This is a genomic window from Desulfosoma caldarium (assembly GCF_003751385.1).
GTDB lineage: Bacteria > Desulfobacterota > Syntrophobacteria > Syntrophobacterales > DSM-9756 > Desulfosoma > Desulfosoma caldarium.
This window is the reverse complement of sequence record NZ_RJVA01000010.1, coordinates 252,039-272,139: the sequence shown is the minus strand read 5'-3', so window position 1 is coordinate 272,139 and position 20,101 is coordinate 252,039. Positions and strand designations below refer to the sequence as shown.

Here is a 20,101-nt window from a genome sequence, read left to right as displayed (position 1 = left end):
CTATGGATTGGTCAAACGGCTTTCATGGACGTAATCGGCGGCCAGCAAAACGTCTTCGGGGATGTGAATCCCTAGGCGCTTCGCGCGACGCAAATTAAAGCCCAGCGCAATGCGATCCGCCTCCTCAATGGGCACGTCGCCGGGGGGGGTGCCCTCAAGGATGGCCGCGACCATCCTTCCGGCTTTTTCGCCCATGGCAAAAAAGTCCACGGCGGCGCCGCCGAAGAGCCCCATCTGAACGAAATCAAAATTGACGGCGATTTCCGGTTTGCGTGAATGCCGTGCCGTCCACGGAAAGATTTCGGGCGCCGTGTGAGCCAGACCCTGTTTGTCCACAAGGACAAGCGCCGCAGGGTACAAAGCACTCACCTGTGGATCTGCGTTGGCTTCACGAATGATGGCCTTGTAGTTTTCCCACGAATGGGCGACTCGAATCTCCCAATCGCATGGCGCCGCCTCTTGAGCCAACTCCGTCGCGATTTGCTTCCAAATGCCCCGACCGGTGGAAGATGTGTCGGTGATGAAAAGAACTTTCTGGGTTTTGGGAAAAAGCCGCGTGTGCACCCTGAGCGCATCGATCACATGAAGCTTCTCGTGGACCCCGGTGATGTTGCCGCCGGGGTGGCTTCGCGAGTGCATAAAATCCCGTTGGGCATCGTAGTCTTCCGGAAAGCCGTTCATGCCGGAGAAAACCACCGGAGTCGAAGTTCCGTTGAGGGCCAGCCCTACGGTGCGAAAGGCGTTGTCATCCAAGGTCACCACCACATCGGGAGCCGAGGCCTTCACTTCATCCAGCGCCTCCCGACCGACCTTTTCGATCAGTTCCGGGGTATTGTTGGTCCTGTAGGTGTCCATGTAGAAGGTGCGGACCTCAAGGTTGATCCCCGGCTCGAAACCGGCGTCGCGCAGCGCTTTAAGCACACCGTCATGCTGCGGCTGGCCGCACACGTGGTCTTGTTCGTAACTGTGAACGATAAAGATTCGACGGAGCCCGGAAGGGTGTTCGGCGATGACGGCCTTGGTCCAGACGAAGACGAAGATAAACAGGAAACCCCATAGGGCGAAACCATCGTTGCGCCGACGGTTGTCATGTCGTGACACGGCTCACCTCCCTCCCCTTTCAGCTCACATGGGTCCTGACGGTCACCATGCCTGTCGTGGAAGATCGGCAGGGCAGGCTCGGGACTTTAAGCTTTTTTTCACCCAGTCAGGTTTTGTTGAAGCCGTGACCTTTTCATGCCGATACAATAGCTGGTAGCACTTCGTTAAGCACCTAAACGTGTGGTGTAAGGGAAGAAAAAGGATGTGGAACTTATTCGGTGAGCCAATTTTTAGCAGAAGATGCGTGTTGTCAACAAGGCGCAAAAAAGAAAGAGGTCTTTGGACACCGCCGGCCGCAAAAGCCTAGGGCTGATGCTTGCCCTCGTGCTGACCCTGTGGGGATGCCACAAGGAACCCATTCGCCTCGGCCTAGCCGGTGTGATCACCGGGCCGTGGGCGGACCTGGGAATCCACGCGCGCAACGGTGCCCGACTCGCCGTCGAAGAGATCAACCGCCGAGGTGGTGTGAGTGGGCGCGTTCTGGAACTTCTGGTCCAAAACGACGAGGGGACACTGGAAGGGGCGAAAAGAGCCCGGGAACTTCTTGTCGCTCAGGGCGCTTCGGTCATCATCGGCCACATGCTGAGCACCCAGTGCCTTGATGCCCTTCCCGAGCTGGAGCGTATCGGTGTGCCGCTTTTCTCTCCCGTGGCTTCCAGTGCCCTCCTGACCGGGAAAAAGGACCTCTTTTTCCGCCTAAGGCCCGACTCGCAAGCTCCGGCCAATTTTTTGGCGCGCCATCTCATTACCCGCGGCCTGGATCGAGTCGGGATTCTCTACGACGCGACAAATCCCGGTTACACAGAACCATGGGTTTCGGCCCTGACGCAGACCCTGGAATCCCTTGGCGGCCACGTGGTTTTAACTAAGGGGTTCTCGCGCCTGGAAAAGGGCACGGAGGTCTCTCTGGCCGAAGCGGTTTTAGAAAAGGAGCCGCGGGCAGTGGTTCTGGTGGCTTCCGCCCAGGAGACGGCCCAGCTTCTGGTGGCCATGCGTCGTGCGAAGATCCAATCGTCCTTCTTCGGCGTGGGATGGGCTCAGACGGATCGCTTGATCACCGAAGCGGGGCGCGCGGCCGAGTTCCTGATCCTGGCCACCAACGATCCGCCGTTGGAAGAGGTGCCTGAGGCGGCGGAGTTCGTCCACGCCTACCGAGAGCGTTTCGGAATGGCACCCAACTTCGCGGCGGCGCGCAGCTATGATACGGTGCGCTTTCTCGTCCAAGCGCTGGAATCCGTAGGGGGTAGGCCGGAGCGCCTGCGAAAGGCTTTGGCTGAGTCCAGGGAATTTCATGGTCTTTTTGGTCGCCTGACCATGGATGCCTACGGGGATGTCCATGGGGAAAGTTACCTGGTGGGCGTGCGCGACGGACGTTTCGTCAAGCTCGCGCCACAATGAGGGGCATGATGGAACGTGGTTTATCTGACGTTATCCAACGATTTTTGCGACGCAGCCTCCTGATCCCACTTCTGGTCCTCGCGGTGTTGGGCACCTGTGGGCTGGTCGCGTGGCGCATCGTGCAGCTGAAAGATGAACACCGGTTGATCAGCTGGAGCGTGGACGGCTACGTGTCCAATTTTTTGGGCGCCGCGGACGAAAACCTGAGCCTGTTGGCCGCCGTCAGCGGCCTCATTGATGCTGCGGCCAAGAAAGATGTTCCTGTGGGAGTCCCGTTGCCGTACCATCGCGTCTTTTTCATCCAACCGGATCGCTCTACGGTTGCGGTCTACGGCCGTGGAATGAATTGGATGACCGCGGGGGAACGGGCCACCGTCTCGCCGCCTCCCACATCCTATTTCTCCAGCACGGGCTACTGGCCCAACTATTCGGTACCCTATTTCCGCTCCGACTTGAACTCGGTAACCGTGGCTACCATGATGCCCACGCGGTGGGGTACGGTGGTGGGGGAACTGGATCTGGGGCACGTTCACAGATTGATCCAGGCGTACTTTCGAAAAGTCCCCCACCGAATCATCTGGATTATGGACCGCTACGGCAACCTGATCGTGCACCCGGACGTCCGTAAAGTGCAGGAACAAGAAAATATGGCTCATGAGCCTCTCATCGCACGGGCTTTGGCGCATCCGGAAGGCACAACGCTCTTGGGGTCGCTGTCGGGAACCACCGTCTACGGGATGAGTTGGCGCATCGAGCCCTGGGGATGGGTGATCCTCGTGGCCTATCCGCTTGGTTCCGCGATCTACCCTATTGTTATGGCAGCCTTCTGCGGGTTTACCCTGTTTTTTGCCTTTCTCCGCCTGGTGGTTTGGGGCCTTATGCGTCGGCTTCGCAAGGGGGTGGTTGGACCCGTGGAGAGCCTCACCCGTGTGGTGCAGCGCTTGGCCGAAGGCCGAGGCGACGCGGAAGAGGCGTGGCCCCAGGTTCAAGAAACCTTTGCAGAATTGGGGATTTTTGCGCAACGCTTTCGAGAAATGAGCCGGGCCGTACAGGAACGCGAAGAAGCGCTTCTGCTGCGACAAAAAGCTCTGGTAAGCGTCCAGGAATCGTTGGCCCGCAGTGAAAGGCGGTATCGAGAGATTTTAGAAAGCATCGACGAAGCCTATTTCGAACTGGACACGCAAGGCGTTGTCACCTTTCATAACAGCGCCTTTGTCCGCCTTTTCGGTTTGGACCCACCTCCGGCCCATCCCTTTTCCTTGGCCGATATGGCAGGGGCCGAGACGGCCGAGGCCATGGAGGCTTTTTTTCGAGACGTGGCCGAGGGCCGCAGCACCGGGCAACTTCAGGTGTTAGCCTTTCATGATGTGCACGGATCTGCCAAAACGGTGGAAATTTCGGCGCAGCCGATGCACGGGGACGACAAAAAGGTTGTCGGCATTCGCGTGATGGCTCGAGACATTACGGCAAGGATCGAGGCGGAAAAAAAGGCGAAGGAACTGGAACGGATCGTCTCCCATGCCCAAAAGATGGAATCCTTGGGGACTCTGGCCAGCGGCATCGCTCATGAATTCAATAATCTGCTTCAAGCCATGACCGGGTATGTGGAACTTTTGGCACGTCACACAGAAGCGGACGATCGAAAACGGCGCTGGATTGTCCGGGTGCAGGAAGCGACAGATCGAGGTGCCGAACTGGTCCGCCGCATGCTCACCTTTGCCCGACAGGATGACGCCAACCCCGAGGTGGTGGACATCAACCGATTGGTGCACGAGACACTGGCGTTTCTTCGGCAAAACATTCCGCGCCGGATTTATCTGGAAGAGAACCTGTCGGAAAATCTTCCTGCTGTTTACGCAGACCGACTGCAGTTAGAGCAACTGCTCATCAATTTGGTGGTGAACGCCCGGGACGCCATCGGCGAGGACGCAGAGGGCTCCATTCGGGTGACCACGGCGAAAGCCACATTTCTCGACGGGACCCAAGGGGTTGTCCTGACCGTTTCCGATACGGGCCGAGGCATTCCGGAAGCCATTCAAGAACGCATCTTTGATCCCTTTTTCACCACCAAGGAACCCGGCAAAGGAACGGGATTGGGGCTTTCCACGGTCTACGGCGTGGTCAAGCGCCTCGGCGGCACCGTCACTTTCCACAGCCGGCCGGGGCAAGGGACGGCGTTTTTCGTAACGCTGCCGGTTCATGCTTCCAGGACGACCGACCAAGCCATGGTCACAGCGCCCTCGAAAGCCAGCAGGCCATCGAAGCCGGCGGACCTTAATGAGATTGCACGAACGGTTCTCGTGGTCGATGATGAGAAGGATATTTTGGAACATATCTCGGAAGGCCTTGCCGACGAGGGTTTTCATGTGCTGACGGCCTCCTCGGGCGAGGAAGCTTTGGCTGTGCTGCAAAGGGAAGCCGGCGGCGTTCATGCGTTGATTCTCGATGAAAATATGCCGGGCATGGGCGGCACGGCCTGCTTGACCCAAGTTCGGCGCCTTTACCCAACCCTACCTGTCATTCTGACCAGCGGTGAGCATAGCGGTTTGGTTTCGCAACAGCGGGCGCCTTCCGAGCACGTGGCGTTCCTGCCCAAACCCTACCGCCTTCGGGATCTCATGGAACTTCTATGCGGCTTCGGTGTCGCGTAACGTTTCGTGGCATCACAGTCCGGCCGACGTGAAACACACCCTCACATGGGAATCCCTTCGGCGGACAGCGAGGCTCGTCTGAAGGCCTGTCCCACAAAGAGCTCGACGACAACCACCACCCGTGCGCCCTTTCAGAGCCGTTTGCACAAAGGCGCCTGAAGGCTTGTCCGGAAGCAGAGCTCGCGATCCTTATGGCATAAATCGAGATGTGACTCCGTTAATTACAAACCTTTTGTCAATGATTTATTGAAAATTATAAAATATAATTTTTTCGGAGGATGGGCAGGGCCGTGGGCAACGTGGTAGCCATGTGGTAGAAGGGAAGCGGCGCCACAGGCGGGTTGCAAACCGCTCTGGCACTGCACTGAACCGATGGCCGAGTGTGCGGCCCTGACAAAGGCGGCGGGCTGACGCGACCAAGTTGTGAGCCGATCATAAGCCCATAGTCAACGCGAAGCCCTGGGATCCATAGGCCGGCATGAAGCACGGCATCCTCACCAGTGCCTAGAGGAGAGAAAATGGAAAAGTCCAACACCAGCGAAAAATCTCTTCTCTTTCAGGAAATTTTTAACCACGTGGCCACGGGCATCGCCGTTTACGAAGCCGTCGACGACGGCGCGGATTTCATCTTTAAGGACATCAATCCGGCGGGGGCGGCCATCGGCAAAATCCCCCGTGAAGCCCACCTCGGTCGCCGTGTCACGGAGGTCTATCCCGGAGTCGAAGGCATGGGCCTTCTGGCGGTGTTTCGAAAGGTGTATCGCACGGGGGTTCCCGCAAAACATCCCGTCACCCAGTATGCCGACGAGCGCCTTTCCCTATGGGTCGAAAATTATGTGGCACGGTTGCCCTCGGGGGACATTCTGGTCGTGTTTAACGATCTGACGGAGCAAAAGCGTGCCGCATCGGAAAAGGCGGAGCTTCTCAAGCAGATTCACCATATGCAAAAGATGGAAGCGCTGGCGGCTTTGGCCGCCGGCATTGGGCACGATTTCAATAACCTTCTTATGCCCATTCTGGGATATGCTCAAATGGGCATGAGCCAAGGCACACCCTCGGATCTGACCTTCCGCTACTTTCAGAGAATTCATGACGCGGCCCGTCGTGCCAAGGACCTTGTGGCCCAGATCCTGCTCATCAGCCGCGAGCAGGATTCCGTCGAAACGACCACCGATTTTGTGCCGATTCTCAAAGAATGCGTCAAACTTCTTCGGGCCGGAATGCCCAAGTCCATTGATGTTACATATTCAAAGCTACCTGAAAGCGCCCCGACGCGCGCCAATCCCACAGAGGCTTACCAGATTTTGATGAATCTTGCCGTCAACGCTTACCACGCAGTGCGTTCCACCAAGGGGACGGTGACCCTGGAATTGGAATGCCCCTGCCGAGACGCCCGTTTTCTCAAACGAGTTCCTTCAGAATTCGCATCCTGGGTGCGCCTTTCGGTTCTCGACACGGGGCCGGGCGTGCCTCCCGAGTTGCGGGAAAAGATTTTTGATCCCTATTTCACGACCAAGAGCCCTGAAGAGGGTACCGGACTGGGGCTTTTTATCGTTTCCGGCGTGGTGCAGCGTCTGGGAGGTACCGTTTGGGTTGATGACGCGCCCTGGGGTGGCGCGGCCTTTCACGTGCTTTTGCCCGCCGCCTCGGCACAAGCTGTAACCTCCATCGAGGAAGTGTGTGAGGGACCGATGCAAAGCCTTGACGTTCGCGTCCTTGCCGTGGACGACGATGCCGATGTGCGTCAGCTTCTGGAAACCTATCTGAAATCGGTTGTGAGCCGACTTACCGTGTGCGAAACGCCACAGAAGGCGATGCATCTTTTCCAACAAAATCCTGAGGGGTTCGATGTGGTCTTGACCGATTACTCCATGCCTCAATGGACCGGGCTTGATGTGGCCAGAAGCGTCAAAACGGTGCGCCCTTCCACGCCCGTGGTGATGCTGACAGGCTATCGCACCTTTGCCGAACTGAAGGATCTGGAAACATCGGTCGTGGACCGGGTGGTCTACAAGCCCGTGACGCGTTCCGACCTATTGAACGTCTTAAAAGAAGTGGTGAAAGCATCTTAATCCATGCAGCAGCCCAAGGTTCTTGTGGTCGATGACGATCCGTGGGTAAGAGATACCCTGAAGGATATCCTTGAAGGGGTTTCATGCGTCGTGGAGTGTGCCGGCGGCCTGGGGGAAGGGAAGACCAGGGCCGCCGCCATGGCTTTCGACATAGTGTTTCTAGACGTGGTTTTGCCGGATGGTTCCGGGCTGGAAGCCATCGAGGCTTTTCGAAGCAGTCTGGGGCGCCCCGAAGTGCTCATCATGACAGGCAAAGCCAGTGCCGATGGTGCGGCCCTGGCTTTACGTCATGGAGCGTGGAACTATCTGAGCAAACCCTTGAACATTGACGACGTGCAGCTCGCCGTCGCCCAAGTGGTGGAGTACCGACGTTCGGGGGGATGGTTTCCCACTTCTGTGCTGCGTCTACCGGACTTTGTCGCCACGTCGGATACCATGGTGGAATGCCTTCATGGGGTCGCCCGAGCTGCCGCATCCCAGGTGCCCGTGCTGATTGTCGGGGAGACAGGGACGGGAAAAGAACGACTGGCGCGGGCTATTCACGAGCACAGCGCCAGGGCTTCCAAACCCTTTGTGGTGGTGGACTGTACGGTCATTCCGGAACCGCTCATGGAAAGCCATCTTTTTGGGCATGAGAAAGGGGCTTTTACGGGAGCAGATCGCCAGCGTGTCGGGCTGGTGGCCTTGGCCCATCGTGGAACCCTCTTCCTGGACGAAGTGGGGGATTTGCCCCAGTCGGCCCAAGCCAAACTTCTTCGAGTCATCCAGGAAAAGACTTTTCGCCCCGTGGGGGCCGGCGACGAGCGATATGTGGACTTTCGCCCCATCGCCGCCACCCATAGAAATTTGGAGAAAATGGTCCAAGAGGGGCGGTTTCGCCAAGATCTCTACTACCGCTTGGCCGGTATGGTGTTGCGAGTGCCGCCCCTGCGGCGGCGGAAGAAGGACATTGTGCCTATCGTTCAGGATGTGCTTCTTCGGCAAACGGAAAGCTCTGCTGGGGAGCTCAAGGGGTTGTCTCCGGATTTCGTGGAGACGATTCTCTCTTATTCTTGGCCCGGCAATGTGCGGGAACTGATCCATGCGGTCTTGCATGCCCTGGCCATGAGCGCCGAAAGCCCCACGCTGTACGCCATCCATTTGCCGGAGCACATTCGAGCCCAGGTGGCCGCCAAAAATCTGGGGCACCCGTTGCCGTCGGCCGAACCTGGCATGACTCCACCCATGGTGCCACCTGCAGCCCCGACCTCTTCGTTCCATCAGCTTACAGAAGAGGCGTGGCCCACCTACAAAGCCTACCGAGAAAAGGTCACCGCTGAGGCGACTCGAACCTACCTGGACGCCTTGATGAAGCGGAGCCGGGGAGACGTGGCCCGGGCCTGTGCCCTAAGCGGCCTTTCCCGATCCAGACTTTACGCCCTCCTGAAAGAAGCGGGTTTGGGCGTCCCCTCTTCTTGCGATGCCACAAAGCCCAGCAGCCCTTGATCCGGTCCGGTCATGGCGCCCGTGGGTTAACCCCCCGGGCGAAACGAACCGTGGCACCGTGGTCTGGCATTCCTGGAAAACAGGACGCCCGGGTCTTGCACAAGGGGACACAACCTTCCGCACCAGTCCGCCAATGGGGTGAGGGTCGGCGAGCGATCCCTACAGAGGAAAGGGTCCGCTTCGGTAGGTAAATTCCAATGCATTTCTGCGTTGGATGCCTTAGGCGCGCCGCAAGGTGCCATCGGGATCTGAAACCCTCACGGCAAAACACAAAATATATTCGAGCAGGCAGCCAACAAGCCTCCAGGGATCATAAATTTTCTCCGTTGTGGCATAAATCAAGCTGTGACCCATTTATGGCCCCATCTTTGCTTAGGAAAACGAAACAACGTGGCGCTGCCCAAAAAGGGAAAAGATCATGGTCCTAGTATGCCATGTTCCGCACGGCTGTAGGTCAAAAAAAAGGGTGCAGCGGCTTTGGGCGCTTCTGTGCCGGTGGGCCATTCAGGAGCAGTGCCGGTTGCTGGATCTGGCGCAAATCCATTGGCGGCAAACCGACATCGCGGATCCAGCCCTGCTGGGTGTGATGGTCGCTTCGGACATAGTGGACCTTTCGCCCATAAGGCTTTTTCGAAGTCGGCTTCCTCACGGGCATCTCGTGGTTGTGATCGTCAACCCCCATCTCGAGCTTCTCGTGGCTGTGCAGCGTTATTCCCCGTGTTTCGTGGCCGTGACCGAACGCGACGATGCAGCGATTCCTCAAGTTTTGACTAGTGTATGCCGCAAATTCAGGCAAGAGAACCTAGAAGGTAAGTTTCCAAAACAAAAAGGAGGGGCATCATGAAGAAACAATGGACGATTGGCAAACGGTTGGCTGTAAGTTTCGGAGTTCTTGCCGTGGCTGTGGCCATCCTAGGCCTTGTTGGCTACGTTGCCGTTCGCGATGGAGTAAAGGCTCTGGAAGAGGTAGGTCGAGTGCGTTTACCCAGTGTGGACGCGACGCTGACCATGGCGCACCAGCTGGAAACCCTCCGTGGAAGTTTGCGCACGTTGGCCATCGCGGGCTTGGATCCGCAAATCCGACAACGCCAGTACGACAACATCGTTGAGGCCAGGGAGACCTACCGAGAAGCCATGAAAGTCTACGAGCCTCTACCACAAACCCCCGAGGAGGCCCAGGTTTGGAAACAGTTCAAAGCGGAACTGGAAGCCTGGGTGACCGAAAACGACAAGGCCATTGCCATGGCGAAAGACTTCGATAAATTGGGGATTCAGGACCCGGACCAAGTGCACCAAGATCTGCTTACTTTTATGACAGATCACTACAAACTAGAATATCTCGTCAACCACATGCTCGCAACCGGCGAGTCCTTTGAAGGGGGCGAGGATCACACCCAATGTCGCTTCGGGAAATGGCTTCCGACCTTTAAGAGCGACAACCCGGAAGTGAAAAACATTATCAGCCGAGTGGCGGAACCGCACCGCCGGTTCCACGAAGCCGTGCGGGCCATCAAGCAGCTGGTGGCCTCCGGTCGCGTCGATGAGGCTCGCGACATGGCGAGTAAACAGCTCGAAGCAGCGAGAGTTTCGGTCTTCAAGGACTTTGAAGATCTCGACGCCGTTATTCTAAAAGCCCTTACCGCCAGGCGTTCCCTAGAAAATCAGCTCATGGGGCCCTGTTTCGAGGCCCAGCGCAAAGCCATGCCCCTTTTGGCCAAAGTGGTGGAGATCAACAAAGAAGTGGGGGAAAAAGCGGCCGATCAGGCGATTCAGCAGGCCTCCCTCTTTCAGGGAATCATGACCGTGGTGGCCCTTGCAGGGCTGGCTTTGGCTGTCATTTTGGGTGCTTTGATCACCCGGCGTCTCAGCGCCGTGCTGCGACGATCGGTGACCGAAATCGGTGAAGGTTCTGAACAAGTGGCTTCGGCGTCGCAACAGGTGGCCTCGGCGAGCCAGCAGCTTGCGGAAGGGGCTTCCCAGCAGGCGGCGGGCATTGAGGAGACCACGTCGGCGGTGGAAGAGATGGCTTCCATGACGCGCCAGAACGCGGACAACGCCGCCCAGGCCGACGGACTCATGAAGCAGGCCGCCAAGGCCGCCGAGCAGGCCAAGAGCGCCATGGCGAATCTTCTGCAGTCCATGGAAGACATCAACCGATCCAGCGAGGAGACGCAGAAGATCATCAAGACCATTGATGAGGTCGCCTTTCAAACCAACCTGTTGGCCCTCAATGCGGCCGTGGAGGCGGCGCGGGCCGGGGAGGCCGGAGCGGGGTTTGCCGTGGTGGCCGATGAGGTGCGAAACCTGGCCATGCGGGCGGCGGAAGCGGCTAAGAACACGGCGCAGTTGATCGAAGGGACGGTGAACCGGGTCAAGCAGGGAGTGAATCTAACGGAATCCACCAACGAGGTTTTTGAGCAAGTCCATGAAAGTGTGGTGAAAGTGGCGGAGCTGGTTAACGAGATTGCGGCGGCGTCCCACGAACAAAGCGAGGGCATCGGTCAGGTGAATACGGCGATCTCCGAGATGGACAAGGTGGTGCAGCAGACGGCGGCCAATGCGGAGGAATCGGCTTCGGCGGCGGAGGAGCTCAGTGCCCAGGCGGAACAGATGCGCCGGGCCGTGGAGGAGCTGGCGGCCTTGGTGGGGCGGCGCGAACAAAGCCTTGGGGGAAAGATTCTCTCACGGAAAAAGAGAGCCGTGGCCTCGCAGACGGCCTATGAGAAACCCCAGGTTGCAAAGTCCGACACCTCAACTCGATCTTCTGGAAACGGCAAGGCCCATCCGGCCCTGAAAAAGGTGGAAAGGCAGCCGAAGCCCGAAGAGCTCATTCCTTTTGACGAGGACTATCAAGATTTTTAAGTTCTATGATAAACTTCCGAACCAAAACCAAGGCTGATCGTTCACAGAGGGTTTTATGAAAATCCCGGAGGTGGGTGGCCCCCGGCATTTCTCTAAAGAAAAGGCGTCCGTCGTCACAAGGTTGGTTGAGGGAACAGGGCGTGTCTTTGTTGAAGAGGGTGCATCATGGGACAGGTCGGGTCATTTCAAGGTCTGGGGACGACCCTTTCCGATGGCCAAGACCATCGTCGCCCACCGTTGCGGTGGATCGCCGCCGGGGCATTGATCCTGTGGACGGCGGCGATCCTTGTCTTGAGCCTAGAAACGCTCAGACAAGAAAGGCGGCACATCGAAAAGTCGGCTCTTTCACATGCCCTGGCCCTGATGGAAAAAGATCTTCTGTACCGTCGATGGAATGCTCAGCAGGGGGGCGTCTATGCTCCCGTGAGCGAAAACCTGCCCCCCAATCCCTACCTCAATGTGCCGGAACGGGACATTGAGACGCCCTTCGGAAAAAAGCTCACGCTGGTCAATCCCGCCTACATGACGCGCATGGTCCACGATCTGGCCCGTAAAAGCGGCGTGAGCTCTTCCCATCTCACAAGCCTCAATCCAACCCATCCGGCCAACGCGCCGAATGCGTGGGAAACCAAAGCCCTGAAATGGTTGGAGAACCACCCGGATAAGCGCCACTTTTACGAAACGGTCGAGGAATCGGGTACACCATTGGTGAAGGTCATGATGCCTCTGGTCCTGGAAGATGCGTGCCGTCGATGCCACAACACCCCTTGGGATGTACCCGGAGCCCTTCGCGGCGGCATTAGCACCGTGGTGCCTTTGAGCGTGTTTGCCGAAGCGCACCGAGAGTCTTTGAGCGCCGTGCTGGGGCGGCATGCACTCATTTGGTTTCTGGGCGTTTTGGGCATTGGCTGGGCGTCCTTTACGGCCTACGCTCGGGTTCGAGAAAGGGAATCCCTTCTCGCAAAAACCCAAAGGCAGGAGCGGTTCTGGAAAAGCGTTCTGGAGAATCTTCAGGATCCCATGGTGGTCCTGGATCGGGACCTAAACATTGTTGTGCTCAATGCGAGCGCGGCTTCATTGGCCGAAACCGAGCCGGACCAAGCCGTCGGACGCTCGTGCAAGGACGTCTTTTCTAAGTGGCATGCTCTTTCCGGGGCCTGCGCTTTTGAAAAATGCCCTGCCCAGCAGGTTCTGACCACAGGGGTTTCGTGTTCACGGCGCATGGAAATCCAGCTCGCGGATGAAACCACGCGGGTGTTTCACGTTGTGGTGAGTCCTTTAAAGAACAACGGCGAAAAAATTTCGGGAGTCATTGAATCCTTTCGGGACATCACGAACGAGGCGCGGGCGCAGGAACGTTTGGCCAAACAGCACCGAGAAATGGAACTTCTTTTTGACCACATGCACGGGGCGTTTGCCTTGCACGAGATACTAACCGACGCGTCGGGAGTTCCCGTGGATTACCGGTTTTTGAAGGTCAACCCCGCTTTTGAAGCCTTGACGGGGTGGAAGGCACACGACGTGGTGGGGAAGACGTTGCAGCAGATCCTGCCGCAGGGTGCACAGGAGTGGGTGCAACGCTATGGACGGACGGCGCTTTACGGCGAGAGGGTGGAATTCATTGCTGACGAGCCAACGCTTCAGAAGACCTTTTCTGTGCGTGCCTACCAGACGGAACCTGGTCGATTCGTCACCCTGTTTTTCGATGTCACGGAGCGTGAAAAGCTTCAAGAACAGCTTCGCCACGCGCAGAAGATGCAAGCGGTGGGTCAATTGGCCGGCGGCGTGGCCCATGAGTTCAACAACATTTTGCAGGTCATAAACGGCTATGTGGAAATGCTTCTTGCGGAAACGCCGGCCGAGGATCCCCGCCGAGAGCACCTGCAGCGAGTGATGCACGGTGGGCTTCGAGCCGCTCGATTGGTCCAGCAACTGCTCGCCTTCAGCCGAAAAAAGGCCCTTCAGCCGGAAGTGACCGACATGAATGAGCTGCTTCGTGATTTTGCCAAGCTAGTGCAAAAACTGGTCGGGGAAACCATCACCGTACGCTGCGTTCTCGGCCATGGGCTGTGGCCGGTCATGGTGGACCGGCAACTTATGGAGCAGGTGCTGATGAATCTGGTCGTCAATGCTCGGGATGCCATGCCTTCGGGCGGTGAGATCGTTCTGGAGACGGCCAATGTGCATCTGCATGAAGACCATGTTCGCCCACACGCTCATTTAAAACCCGGCCCTTATGTGATGGTGTCCGTTGCGGATACGGGGCTTGGCATGACGGCCGACGTGTTGGAACGAATCTTTGAACCGTTCTTTACCACCAAAGAGGTCGGCAAAGGATCGGGGCTCGGCCTTGCGGTCGTCTATGGCATCGTCAAGCAGCACGACGGCGTGCTTGACGTCTCCAGCGAACCGGGCAAGGGAACGGTAGTCAAAATATATTTGCCGCCGCACGAAGGAAAGCCGTCGGAGAGCGAAGAGCAGACGGAGTCTCTGGCGGAAGAGGCCTTACGTGGGACGGAAACCGTGCTCTTGGCGGAAGATGACCCGGCCGTTCGAAGCTACCTGGCGACGGTGCTTCGGGAGGCGGGCTATCGCGTTTTGGAGGCGCAAGACGGCATGGAGGCCGTGGAAGTGTTTGCCACCAGCGAGGAGCCCATTGACCTGGTCGTAACCGATGTGAGCATGCCGCGCATGGGCGGCCAAGAGGCCGTGGGACTTCTTCGGCAAAGAGGCTGGAAGATTCCGGCGATTTTTATCAGCGGGTATGTGAAGCGGCCCGAGGAATGCGCCGACAACCCGAAGGGCCTGAACCTTTTTATCGATAAACCTGTGCGTCGGCGGGTTCTACTTCAGGCCATCCGCTCCCTTCTTGCCCGTTAATGGGCCGTAACGCCACGAAAGAACGACGCAAAACCCCCGCCCTTTTTTCGTCATTGACAAGCCATGCGCCTCGCGTTAGGTAGCCGATGGATGCACAACATGCACAATGCCCGGAGGAACTTTGTTTCATGAATGAACGAAGCCGGTTGTTTTCGGCCGCAGCGGTGGTCCTGGGCTGCGGCAATACGCTCTTTGGTGATGATGGCTTTGGACCAACCGTGGCGGAAGCTCTGGCGACCCATGCTTTGTGTCCGGCCCACGCCTGTGTGGTAGATGCGGGTACGGCGGCCGCCGACCTTCTCTTTGACCTGGTGCTCAGCCCCCAAAAGCCCAAGGCCCTTTTCATTGTGGATGCGGTGCAGATGAGCGGACGCAACCCCGGAGAACTCTTCTGGCTTGCCTTGGAAGACATCCCGGCGGCCAAGCGGGCGGATTTTCTCATGCATCAGTTTCCGTCGGCGGATCTGTTGCGGGAACTGGCGCAAGAAGGCGGTGTCAAGGTAGCCGTCTTGGCCGTGCAGGCGGGGTGGATCCCGAACCATGTGGCCCCGGGGCTTTCAGAGTCGGTGGCTCGAGCGGTTCCTCATGCCGTGGAAATACTTTTAAAGGCTCTGGCCTCGGAGAGGCCGGCAGTGGCCTGACGGCGTCTTGGGCGAAACGGATGGGAGAAGAGCCGTGATTGTGGTGCAAATTGGGCAGCTTGCCAAGCAGTTGGGCGTGCACCGCAACACCATTCGCAACTGGATACGTAGCGGTCGGCTACCGGCACGTCGCGTTCCGGGCAAGCGCTATGTGCTGGACGAGGACGAGTTCATTCGGCTGTGCCATACATACGGCCTGGATGCCTCGGCCATTCAGGGGCGTCAGGTGCCCTCTCCATCGGCGCTGCCTTTTGATCCCAAAGAAGAGGCGGAAGGGGCGGTGGTTGTGGAAGGGCGTTCCCGCACCTTTCGTGCCGTGCCGCAATGGGCCGATGTGTGCATCAATTGCGGCAGTTGCGCGGGCGTGTGCCCTCTGGCGGGTGTGGACGGCTGGGACCCTCGCAAGGTGGTCCGCATGGCGGTTCTCGGAATGGAACGGGAGCTGGGCGAATCCCTGTGGCCCTGGAAATGCACTTTATGCGCGCAATGTGAACAGGTGTGCCCTGCGGGAGTGGACATCACGGGACTCATGATGGCTCTGCGGCAAAGCTGGGATCGGGATCGAGTGCCCGGCGCCTTGCACAGGGGCGTGGTGACTTTGCTGGAGACCGGAAACAATCTGGGGATTCCTCGGGAGGATTTCACGGCGTGTTGTCAAGCGGTGGCTCGGGAATTGGCGGAAACGGAGTGTTCAGGATTTCAGCTTCCGTTGGACGTTCAAGGGGCTCGACTGCTTGTGACCGTCAATTCCAAAGAACCCTTTGCGGAACCCCGGCAGATGAAGCATTGGTGGAAGATTTTTTACGCCGCCGGAGAATCCTGGACCCTTTGTTCGGAGTTTTGGGACGGCGTGCAATGGGGCTATTTCACAGGCGATGAGGAAGCGGTGCGGGTGTCTGTGGGCCGTGTCGTGGACGCCATGCGCCGCCTGGGCTGTGAAGCTTTGCTCCTGCCCGAATGCGGTCACGCTTACTATGCTTTTCGCCTCGCCTTACATCGATGGTATGCGCAAGAAGCCAAACGGTTTCAGGTCCTGACCCTCTTTGATCTTCTTGCGGGCTACCTCCATACCGGACGCCTGCAAGTCCGGTCGGATGGATATCCCGGCATCGTCACATATCACGACCCTTGCCATGTGACGCGAAAGTCCCTGAAAGCCTTTGGGCAAGCCTACGATGAACAAGCCCGGGACATCGTGCGCCGGTGCTGCAGCCGCTTTGTGGAGATGGTTCCCAACCGGGAAGACGCCTATTGCTGTGGTGCCGGCGGGGGGCTTTCGGCCTTGCCCTTTCATGAGGAGCGGGTTTTTTTCGGACGCCACAAAGCGCGCCAGATTCGGCGAACGGGCGCCAGTTTGGTGGTTACAGCCTGCCACACGTGCCGGGATCAAATCCTCAAAGCCCTATGCAAGGAATACGATCTCAACGTGGATGTCAAACTCCTATGGGAACTTGTGGCGGAGGCTCTGGTGATGCCTCACGCCACAAACGATGGAGTGCAAATATGATTCGCCAAAAGGTGGGCGCCGTGTTGGTCATCGGAGGCGGCATTTCCGGGCTTCAGGCGGCCCTGGATTTGGCCGAAGCCGGCTATTTCGTCTATCTAGCGGAAAGGACCGGAGCCATCGGCGGCACCATGGCCCGCTTGGATAAAACCTTTCCGACCAACGAATGTGCCATGTGAATTTTGGCGCCCAAATTGGTGGAGTGCGGTCGGCACTTCAATATCGAATTGATGACCCACACGGAGCTGGAGCGGTTGGAAGGCGAGGCGCCTCGGTTTCAGGCCACCCTGCGGTGTCGGCCTCGATATGTGGATGTCCGTCGATGCGTGGCGTGTGGGGAGTGTGCGCGCGTGTGCCCGGTAAGCATAGAGGATCCTCGATGCGGCCCCCAGGCTCGGCGTGCCGCCATCTTCCTGAGTTATCCTCAAGCGGTGCCCATGGCCTATCAAATCGATCCCCGACGATGTTTGCAGCTGACGCAAGGAACGTGCGGCGCCTGTGCGCGGGTGTGCCCGGCCGATGCCGTTCGCTTTGATGATCGCGAGCGCTGGCTGACGGTTTCCGTGGGATCGGTGGTTGTGGCCACGGGGTTTCGACCTTTTGAACCCCCGGCGCGAAACCCTTGGGGCTTCGGCGTTTATGATAACGTGGTGCAATCCGTGGTGTGGGAACGCATGCTTTCCGCCGCCGCAGCGGAGCGGCGGCCGGTGGTGCGCCCCTCGGACGGAGCTCCCGTTCGTCGAGTGGCCTTTGTGCAGTGTGTGGGCAGCCGCGATGAGTCGGCCAGAGGTCATGAGTACTGTTCTTCCGTGTGTTGCATGACGGCCGTCAAGGAAGCGTCCATGGCCCTGGAGTGCGACCCCTCCATGAAGGTGACGGTCTTTTACACCGACATGCGCACGGCCGGAAAGGATTTTGACCGGTATTTCCATGCGATGCAAGAACGCGGCGTGCAGTTTCTTCGATACCGTGTGCCCAGGGTAGACATGGCCGAGGACGGCCACAGCCTTGAGATTCAGGTTGTTACGGAGGACGGCCGCCGTGCCAAGCACGTGTTTGACCTGGTGGTCCTTTCCGTGGGCATGGAGGTGCCTTCAGGGGTGCGAGCCTTGTGCCATCGCTTGGGTGTGCAGACGGACAGCCACGGTTTTGTGGAAACCTCGTCCTTTGAGCCCGTGAAAACATCCCGAGACGGCATCTACGTGTGTGGCACCTTGGCGGGTCCCAAGGACATTGCCCATGCGGTTCTGGAAGGCTCGGCGGCGGCCGCGGCGGCCACCGTTCCCTTGGCGGATGTGAGAAACAGTTTGTCGAGGCTCAGGGATTTTCCCGAGGAGCGCTCCGTCGCCGATGAAGCGCCTCGAGTGGGGGTTTTCCTTTGCCATTGTGGGTCCAACATCGCGGGCGTGGTGGACGTGGAGGCCGTCGCCGAGATGGCCTCTCGACTGCCTTACGTGGTCCACGTGGAAAGGAATCTCTTTGCCTGTGCCCAGGACAGTCAGGAGCGGATTCGGCGAAGCATTGAGAGCCGTCGGCTCAACCGCATCGTCGTGGCGGCCTGCTCCCCGGTCACCCATGAAGCCCTCTTTCGAGAAACCCTCAAGAATGCCGGCCTGAACGAATATCTTTTTGAAATGGCCAACATTCGAAACCAGGCCGCATGGGTTCACGGGCGGGACCCTCGAGCGGCCACCACCAAGGCGGCGGACCTTGTGCGCATGGCGGTGGCCAAGGTCAGTTTGCAGGAACCGATGCCTGCGGTCACGGTGAACGTGAACCCCACGGTTTTGGTGGTGGGCGGCGGCGTGGCGGGCATGACTACGGCCTTAGGGCTGGCGGACCAGGGGTTTCCTGTCCATCTGGTGGAAAAGAGTTCCCAGCTTGGCGGCAACGCGCGGCATCTGTACCGCACTTGGAAAGGGGAAGACATGGCGGGGTTTGTGGAGCATCTTGCAGCCAAGGTGCGCTCTCACCCCTACATCAGTGTGTACCTGAAAAGCGAAGTGGTGGCCGCGGAAGGGTATGTGGGCAATTTTCGGTCGACCATACAAAAAGGCGGCGCGACCTTTAGCGTGGACCATGGCGTCACGGTGCTCGCCGTGGGGGGCACCGCCCATAAGCCCAACGAATACGGGTACGCCGAATCCCAACGGGTGCTGACGGCTTTGGAATTTGACAAACTGCACGCCGTAGGGGATGAGCGCATTACGGAGGCCAAAAGCTTTGTGTTCATTCAGTGTGTGGGGTCGCGAGAACCTCAGCGGCCCTACTGTTCCCGCGTGTGTTGCACCCATGCCATGCAGGCGGCGGTGGAATTGAAAGAAGAAGATGCCTCAAGGGAAATCACCATTCTTTACCGTGATGTGCGCACGTACGGATTGCGCGAATCCCTTTATCGGCAGGCGCGAGAAAAGGGGGTCGTCTTTATTCGGTATGACCTGGAACATAAACCGGCGGTGCGCCTCGGTCCCAACGAACTTTACGTGCACGCCATGGATCCTATGCTCCAAAGGCCTTTGACGCTGCGAGCCGATGTGATCATCTTGGCCACGGCCATTGTGCCCCAGTCGGCGGTGGCCGAGCTGGCCGGCATCTACAAACTGCCGGTGAACGCCGACGGGTTTTTTCAGGAAAGTCACGCGAAGCTGCGGCCCGTGGAATTCTTGACGGAAGGGGTTTTTATGGCCGGCCTGGCGCACGGGCCAAAGCCTTTGGATGAGGTTATCGTGCAAGCCCAGGCCGTGGTGGCGCGCGCCGCGTCCATCCTGGCCACCCGCCGAAGATCCCTGGATGCCGTCAAAGCCCATGTGGTGATGGAAAACTGCGACGGGTGCGCCTTGTGCCTGGACGTCTGCCCCTACGGGGCCATCGACTGGGAAAGTCGATCGCCCAAGGGGCGTGAAACCCATGACTCGGTGCGGCTTCCCGTCATCAACATGGCCTTGTGCAAAGGCTGTGGTATCTGCCAGGCCACGTGCCCCAAAGACGGCATTCGAGTGGCCGGGTTTAGTGGGCGGCAAGTGTCGCGACAGCTTCAAACCCTTCTCGGGTCTGAACAGGGCTGGGCGGCCTCATGAACGGCGTCGACCAGGGTAAGAAAACAATTGTCGTCTTTGCGTGCCATTGGTGTGCTTACAGCGCCGCCGATCTTGCGGGGATTCGCCGCATGGAATATCCGGAAAGTGTACACATCGTGCGGGTCATGTGCTCCGGCATGGTGCATCCTCAATGGGTCATGGAAGCTTTCTCTCTGGGAGCCTCCGGTGTTCTGATCATGGGGTGTCGGCCGGGGGAATGCCATTACAAAGACGGCAACCTTCGGGCGGACGCTCGGCGGGTGGTGGTTCATGAAATGATGGAAGCCATGGGGTTGGAGCCGGAACGGTTTCGTGTGGTGTGGTGCGCCTCATCGGAGGCGGAAAGGTTTGTGGAGGCGTGCCGAGACATGGTTCGACAGGTCCAGGACCTGGACAACGGCCGGGGTTGAACGGCCGACCGAACAAGGAC

At 58.5% G+C, this 20,101-nt stretch carries 13 protein-coding genes; 12 read left to right on the top strand and 1 reads right to left on the bottom strand.

The window, feature by feature from the left end; all coding sequences use genetic code 11:
* Positions 1 to 1,101: an ABC transporter substrate-binding protein gene (locus tag EDC27_RS04400; protein ID WP_123289400.1), complete on the bottom strand. Its 1,101-nt coding sequence runs from the start codon at positions 1,099 to 1,101 to the stop codon at positions 1 to 3.
* A 240-nt stretch (positions 1,102 to 1,341) separates the two neighbouring features.
* Here EDC27_RS04400 and EDC27_RS04395 point away from each other — a divergent pair, with 240 nt between their 5' ends.
* The 12 genes from EDC27_RS04395 to EDC27_RS04340 all read left to right on the top strand — a co-directional run bounded on the left by EDC27_RS04395 (position 1,342) and on the right by EDC27_RS04340 (position 20,081).
* Positions 1,342 to 2,499 (top strand): ABC transporter substrate-binding protein, encoded by a 1,158-nt coding sequence (locus EDC27_RS04395; RefSeq protein WP_123289399.1) that lies wholly within the window; start codon positions 1,342 to 1,344, stop codon positions 2,497 to 2,499.
* 5 nt (positions 2,500 to 2,504) lie between these two features.
* On the top strand, positions 2,505 to 5,150 hold the full coding sequence (locus EDC27_RS04390; protein ID WP_170161587.1) for a hybrid sensor histidine kinase/response regulator: 2,646 nt from the start codon (positions 2,505 to 2,507) through the stop codon (positions 5,148 to 5,150).
* Positions 5,151 to 5,668: 518 nt separating this feature from the next.
* Positions 5,669 to 7,222 (top strand): hybrid sensor histidine kinase/response regulator, encoded by a 1,554-nt coding sequence (locus EDC27_RS04385; protein ID WP_123289397.1) that lies wholly within the window; start codon positions 5,669 to 5,671, stop codon positions 7,220 to 7,222.
* A gap of 3 nt (positions 7,223 to 7,225) precedes the next feature.
* Entirely contained in the window at positions 7,226 to 8,707 is a 1,482-nt protein-coding gene (locus EDC27_RS04380) for a sigma-54-dependent transcriptional regulator (protein ID WP_123289396.1), read from the top strand.
* 418 nt (positions 8,708 to 9,125) lie between these two features.
* Positions 9,126 to 9,551: a hypothetical protein gene (locus EDC27_RS04375; RefSeq protein ID WP_148045683.1), complete on the top strand. Its 426-nt coding sequence runs from the start codon at positions 9,126 to 9,128 to the stop codon at positions 9,549 to 9,551.
* Complete coding sequence (locus tag EDC27_RS04370) at positions 9,548 to 11,569, top strand: methyl-accepting chemotaxis protein (RefSeq protein WP_123289394.1); 2,022 nt, start codon at positions 9,548 to 9,550, stop codon at positions 11,567 to 11,569. Before EDC27_RS04375 ends, EDC27_RS04370 begins: the two co-directional genes overlap by 4 nt.
* 165 nt (positions 11,570 to 11,734) lie before the next feature.
* Positions 11,735 to 14,449: a PAS domain-containing protein gene (locus EDC27_RS04365; protein WP_123289393.1), complete on the top strand. Its 2,715-nt coding sequence runs from the start codon at positions 11,735 to 11,737 to the stop codon at positions 14,447 to 14,449.
* Between the two features lie 128 nt (positions 14,450 to 14,577).
* Positions 14,578 to 15,090 carry a hydrogenase maturation protease gene (locus EDC27_RS04360; RefSeq protein ID WP_123289392.1) on the top strand — a complete coding sequence of 171 codons (513 nt, stop codon included), beginning with the start codon at positions 14,578 to 14,580 and terminating at the stop codon, positions 15,088 to 15,090.
* 34 nt (positions 15,091 to 15,124) lie between these two features.
* A complete protein-coding gene (locus EDC27_RS04355) occupies positions 15,125 to 16,597 on the top strand; it encodes a heterodisulfide reductase-related iron-sulfur binding cluster (protein WP_123289391.1) in 1,473 nt (490 codons plus the stop codon).
* On the top strand, positions 16,594 to 16,773 hold the full coding sequence (locus tag EDC27_RS16195; RefSeq protein WP_123289390.1) for an FAD-dependent oxidoreductase: 180 nt from the start codon (positions 16,594 to 16,596) through the stop codon (positions 16,771 to 16,773). Before EDC27_RS04355 ends, EDC27_RS16195 begins: the two co-directional genes overlap by 4 nt.
* A 3-nt stretch (positions 16,774 to 16,776) precedes the next feature.
* A complete protein-coding gene (locus EDC27_RS04345; RefSeq protein WP_170161585.1) occupies positions 16,777 to 19,671 on the top strand; it encodes an FAD-dependent oxidoreductase in 2,895 nt (964 codons plus the stop codon).
* Complete coding sequence (locus tag EDC27_RS04340; RefSeq protein WP_123289388.1) at positions 19,668 to 20,081, top strand: hydrogenase iron-sulfur subunit; 414 nt, start codon at positions 19,668 to 19,670, stop codon at positions 20,079 to 20,081. The genes EDC27_RS04345 and EDC27_RS04340 overlap by 4 nt, the downstream gene beginning before the upstream one ends.
* Positions 20,082 to 20,101 lie beyond the last annotated feature (20 nt).